Origin of the sequence: Streptomyces sp. NPDC059696 (assembly GCF_042733745.1) — a bacterium.
Taxonomy (GTDB): domain Bacteria; phylum Actinomycetota; class Actinomycetes; order Streptomycetales; family Streptomycetaceae; genus Streptomyces.
In genome coordinates, this window is sequence record NZ_JBHWFG010000075.1 from 1 (window position 1) to 5,123 (window position 5,123).

Here is a 5,123-nt window from a genome sequence, read left to right on the forward strand (position 1 = left end):
CTTCTTCACTGTCCCTTATTCGCACCTGGCGGTGCTCAACGGGAATCCTGCTCTGCGAGGCTGGCGGGAACTTCGAAGTTCCTATACTTTCTAGAGAATAGGAACTTCGGAATAGGAACTTATGAGCTCAGCCAATCGACTGGCGAGCGGCATCGCATTCTTCGCATCCCGCCTCTGGCGGATGCAGGAAGATCAACGGATCTCGGCCCAGTTGACCCAGGGCTGTCGCCACAATGTCGCGGGAGCGGATCAACCGAGCAAAGGCATGACCGACTGGACCTTCCTTCTGAAGGCTCTTCTCCTTGAGCCACCTGTCCGCCAAGGCAAAGCGCTCACAGCAGTGGTCATTCTCGAGATAATCGACGCGTACCAACTTGCCATCCTGAAGAATGGTGCAGTGTCTCGGCACCCCATAGGGAACCTTTGCCATCAACTCGGCAAGATGCAGCGTCGTGTTGGCATCGTGTCCCACGCCGAGGAGAAGTACCTGCCCATCGAGTTCATGGACACGGGCGACCGGGCTTGCAGGCGAGTGAGGTGGCAGGGGCAATGGATCAGAGATGATCTGCTCTGCCTGTGGCCCCGCTGCCGCAAAGGCAAATGGATGGGCGCTGCGCTTTACATTTGGCAGGCGCCAGAATGTGTCAGAGACAACTCCAAGGTCCGGTGTAACGGGCGACGTGGCAGGATCGAACGGCTCGTCGTCCAGACCTGACCACGAGGGCATGACGAGCGTCCCTCCCGGACCCAGCGCAGCACGCAGGGCCTCGATCAGTCCAAGTGGCCCATCTTCGAGGGGCCGGACGCTACGGAAGGAGCTGTGGACCAGCAGCACACCGCCGGGGGTAACCCCAAGGTTGAGAAGCTGACCGATGAGCTCGGCTTTTCGCCATTCGTATTGCACGACATTGCACTCCACCGCTGATGACATCAGTCGATCATAGCACGATCAACGGCACTGTTGCAAATAGTCGGTGGTGATAAACTTATCATCCCCTTTTGCTTATGGAGCTGCACATGAACCCATTCAAAGGCCGGCATTTTCAGCGTGACATCATTCTGTGGGCCGTACGCTGGTACTGCAAATACGGCATCAGTTACCGTGAGCTGCATTTTCCGCTGCATAACCCTGCTTCGGGGTCATTATAGCGATTTTTTCGGTATATCCATCCTTTTTCGCACGATATACAGGATTTTGCCAAAGGGTTCGTGTAGACTTTCCTTGGTGTATCCAACGGCGTCAGCCGGGCAGGATAGGTGAAGTAGGCCCACCCGCGAGCGGGTGTTCCTTCTTCACTGTCCCTTATTCGCACCTGGCGGTGCTCAACGGGAATCCTGCTCTGCGAGGCTGGCGGGAACTTCGAAGTTCCTATACTTTCTAGATTGACGTCCCCGGACCGACGGGCCCGATGCGTCGGCTTTCGCCGTCAGGAGACTTCATGCTGGAGAAATGCAGGCGGGACGAGACCTGCCGTGTATGCGGTGCGGACGACTGGACCGAGGTCATCTCGTTCGGTTCGCTACCGCTCGCCAACGGTTTCGTCGACCCGGCCGACGCCGACGAGGCGCAGGACGTCTTCCCGCTCGACGTCATCGTGTGCCGGTCGTGCCGGCTGATGACGCTGCGGCATGTCGTCGACCCCGAGGCGCTGTTCAAGCACTACGTCTACGTCTCCTCCGACTCCGACCAGATCCGCGAGCACATGGCGCACATCGTCGAGCTGGCCACCCGCCGGGCGGGCCTCGCCTCCGGCGACCTGGTCGTGGAGCTGGGCAGCAACGTCGGCACCCAGCTCGCGATGTTCCAGGAGGCGGGCATGCGGGTGGCCGGGGTCGACCCGGCGGCCAACCTCGCCGAGATCGCCAACGCGCGGGGCGTCCCCACCGACCCGGACTTCTTCGGCCCCGGCCCCGCGGGCCGCATCGCCTCCGAGCAGGGCCGGGCCAAAGCCGTCATCGGCCGCCAGTGCTTCGCGCACATCGACGACGTACACCGCATCCTGGACGGCGTCGACGCGGTGCTCGACGACGACGGCGTCCTGGTCATCGAGGTGCCGTACCTGCTGAACCTGCTCGACGAGAACCAGTTCGACACGATCTACCACGAGCACCTGTCGTACTTCTCCCTGCACACGCTGCGCCACCTCTTCGGCATGCACGGCCTGCGGATCATCGACGTGGAGCGGGTCGCCGTCCACGGCGGTTCGATCGCCGTCGTCGCCGCACGCGAGTCGGCCGCGCGGACCCCGGAGCCGTCGGTCGCCGCGCTGCTCGGCCTGGAGGAGGAGCGCGGACTGCTGACGGAGGCCCCCTACCGGGCCTTCGCCGAGCGGGTGACGCACGTGACCGAGGCGGTGCGCACGCTCGTCCGCGGCCTGGCGGCGGACGGCCACCGCGTGGCCGGCTACGGGGCGCCGTCCAAGGGCACCCAGCTGCTGATGGCCTGCGGCCTGACCGCCGACGACATCACCGTCTGCGGCGACACCACGCCCCTCAAGCACGGCAAGCTGCTGCCGGGAAACCGCATCCCCGTCCTTCCGCCGGACGAGGTCGCCGCCACCGAACCGGACTACTACCTCCTCCTCGCGTGGAACTACACCGAAGAGGTCGTCCGCAAGGAGCGCCGCTTCCTCGAGGCGGGAGGGAAGTTCATCGTTCCCATCCCGGAGCCCAGGATCATCTCCGCCCAGTCAGCGAAGGAGCTCGTCTGATGGAGTACGGCCCCGAGCACGCGAAGTTCTACGACCTCGTGTTCCGCAGCCGCGGCAAGGACTTCGACCTGGAGGCCCGCGGGCTCACCGAGCTGATCCTCGCCGACCGCCCCGACGCCGTATCGCTCCTGGACGTCGCCTGCGGCACCGGCGCCCACCTGGAGACGCTCGCCACGCTCTTCGGCCACGTGGAGGGCCTGGAGTACGCGCCCGCGATGCTGGAGCAGGCGGCCGGCCGGCTGCCCGGCGTCCCGCTGCACGCCGGCGACATGCGCTCCTTCGACCTGGGCCGCACCTTCGACGCGATCACCTGCATGGGCAACGCGCTCGGCGAGATGGGGTCCGTCACCGAGCTCAAGGCCGCGGTGTCGGCCATGGCCCAGCACCTGAACCCCGGCGGTGTCCTGGTCGCCGAGCCCTGGTACTTCCCCGAGAACTTCCTCGACGGGCATGTCGGCGGCCATCTGCACCGTGAGGAGGGCCGCGTCATCACGCGGATGACGCACTCCGTGCGCCAGGGCGACAAGTCGCGTCTGGAGGTCCGGTTCCGGGTCGCGGACGCCTCCGGGTTCAGCGAGTTCTCCGAGGTCCTGACCTCCAGCCTGTTCACCCGCGAGCAGTACGCCGACGCCTTCGAGTCGGCGGGCCTCTCGGTGAGGTTCGTGCCGGGCTTCCGGCTGGCCGACGGCCGGCCCAACAGCCCCGGCCTCTTCGTCGGCGTGCGCACGGCATGAGCGGCGGCCCGGTGCGTCTCGAGTCCCTGCCCACGCCCTACTTCAGCGAACCGCTGCACGTCGGACGCCCGAACGTGGGCTCCCGCGACCGGTTGATCGAACGGATCGACGGAGCGCTGGAGCGGCTGTGGTTCACCAACGACGGCCCTCTGGTCCGGGAGTTCGAGGCCCGCGTGGCCGAGCTCACCGAGGTCAGGCACTGCGTCGCCGTGTCGAACGCCACCACCGGCATCCAGGTCGCCGCGAAGGCCCTGGGCATCGGCCCGGGGGATGAGGTGATCGTCCCCTCCTTCACCTGGGTCGCCACCGCCCACGCGCTGGACTGGATCGGTGCGGTGCCCGTCTTCTGCGAACTGGACGAGGAGACCGGCACCGCCGACGTGGCGCACGTGGAGCGGCTGATCGGCCCGCGCACCCGCGCCATCCTGGACGTGCACGTCTTCGGCAGGCCCGCCCGGATCGACGAGCTGACCAAGCTGGCCGAGGAGCACGGGCTCCCGCTGCTCTTCGACGCCGCCCACGCCTTCGGCTGCACCTACCGGTCCAAGCCGATCGGCGGATTCGGCACGGCGGAGATCTTCAGCTTCCAGGCGACGAAGTTCGTGAACAGCTTCGAGGGCGGTGCGATCGTCACCGACGACGACGCGCTGGCCGACCGGCTCCGGGCCATGCGCCACCAGGGCCTCAACGCCGCGCACGAGATCACCGGCAGCGGAACGGTCGCCCGGATGCACGAGATCAGCGCGGCCATGGGCCTCACCTCCCTGGAGTCGGCCGACCACTTCACCGAGGTCAACCGGCGCAACTACCGGCTGTACGAGGAGTACCTGGACGACCTGCCCGGCGTCCGGGTCCGCCCGCAGGAGCAGGGCGAGCTGTCGAACTGCCAGTACGTCGTCATCGAGGTGGACGCCGACCGGGCCGGACTGCACCGCGACGAGCTCCAGGAGGTGCTCAAGCGGCACAATGTGCTGGCCCGCGCCTACTTCAGCCCCGGCTGCCACAGCTGCGAGCCCTACCGGTCCGACCCCGCGCGCCACGCGCCCGATCCGCTCCCGAAGGTGGAGGCGCTCACCGAGCGGGTGCTGTCACTGCCCACCGGCACGGCCGTGGGGCCGAAGGAGGTACGGGGAGTCTGCCGTATCGTCCGCGCGGCCGTCGACGGGAGCACGGTGCCCCAGGGGAATGACAGCACAGAAGAAGATGCAGGCGGCAGCCATTCGAGGTGATCCTTTCAGGGAGTGATCAACCCCCTCCTCGAAATGGAGTATCCGCATGTCGTTACGTCACATGTCCCGCCGTGCCTCCAGGTTCGGCGTCGTGGCTGTCGCGTCCATCGGGCTGGCCGCCGCCGCGCAGTCCGTGGCCTTCGCCGCGCCCTCCTTCTCGGCCAGCCCCGCGTCGGGCCTGAGCGACGGGCAGAGCGTCTCGGTGTCGGTCAGCGGTGCGGCCGCGGGTGAGACCTACTACATCGCGCAGTGTGCGCCGGTCGGCGGCCAGGAGGCGTGCAACCCGGCGACCGCCACCTCCTTCACCACGGACGCGTCCGGAGCGGCGTCGTTCAGCTTCGTCGTGCGCAAGACGTACGCGGGCAGCACGCCCACCGGCACGCCGGTCGGCAACGTCGACTGCGCGACCGACGCGTGCAACCTCGGCGCCGGCAACTCCGGTCTCGACC

General features: G+C 66.8%; 5 protein-coding genes and 1 pseudogene. 5 read left to right on the forward strand and 1 reads right to left on the reverse strand.

Going from position 1 to position 5,123, the window contains the following annotated elements:
* Window positions 1-127: 127 nt before the first annotated feature.
* Window positions 128-904 carry an aminoglycoside N-acetyltransferase AAC(3)-IVa gene (gene aac(3)-IVa, locus ACFV20_RS36455; protein WP_001199192.1) on the reverse strand — a complete coding sequence of 259 codons (777 nt, stop codon included), beginning with the start codon at window positions 902-904 and terminating at the stop codon, window positions 128-130.
* A 113-nt stretch (window positions 905-1,017) separates the two neighbouring features.
* On the opposite strand from aac(3)-IVa, the pseudogene ACFV20_RS36460 reads away from it, so the two are divergent.
* From ACFV20_RS36460 to ACFV20_RS36480, 5 genes and pseudogenes are all read left to right on the forward strand, one after another.
* Window positions 1,018-1,110: pseudogene (locus tag ACFV20_RS36460) on the forward strand (IS6 family transposase); the annotation flags it as partial.
* A 329-nt stretch (window positions 1,111-1,439) separates the two neighbouring features.
* Window positions 1,440-2,711, forward strand: coding sequence for a class I SAM-dependent methyltransferase (locus tag ACFV20_RS36465; protein WP_073771951.1), 1,272 nt, complete (start codon window positions 1,440-1,442; stop codon window positions 2,709-2,711).
* The gene (locus ACFV20_RS36470) at window positions 2,711-3,445 is read left to right on the forward strand and encodes a trans-aconitate 2-methyltransferase (protein WP_073771950.1); all 735 of its coding nucleotides are present in this window, start codon (window positions 2,711-2,713) and stop codon (window positions 3,443-3,445) included. The genes ACFV20_RS36465 and ACFV20_RS36470 overlap by 1 nt, the downstream gene beginning before the upstream one ends.
* 11 nt (window positions 3,446-3,456) lie before the next feature.
* Window positions 3,457-4,674 carry a DegT/DnrJ/EryC1/StrS aminotransferase family protein gene (locus ACFV20_RS36475; protein WP_073771949.1) on the forward strand — a complete coding sequence of 406 codons (1,218 nt, stop codon included), beginning with the start codon at window positions 3,457-3,459 and terminating at the stop codon, window positions 4,672-4,674.
* 46 nt (window positions 4,675-4,720) lie between these two features.
* A partial coding sequence (locus ACFV20_RS36480) for an enediyne antibiotic chromoprotein (protein WP_385665375.1) occupies window positions 4,721-5,123 on the forward strand: 403 nt, incomplete at its 3' end.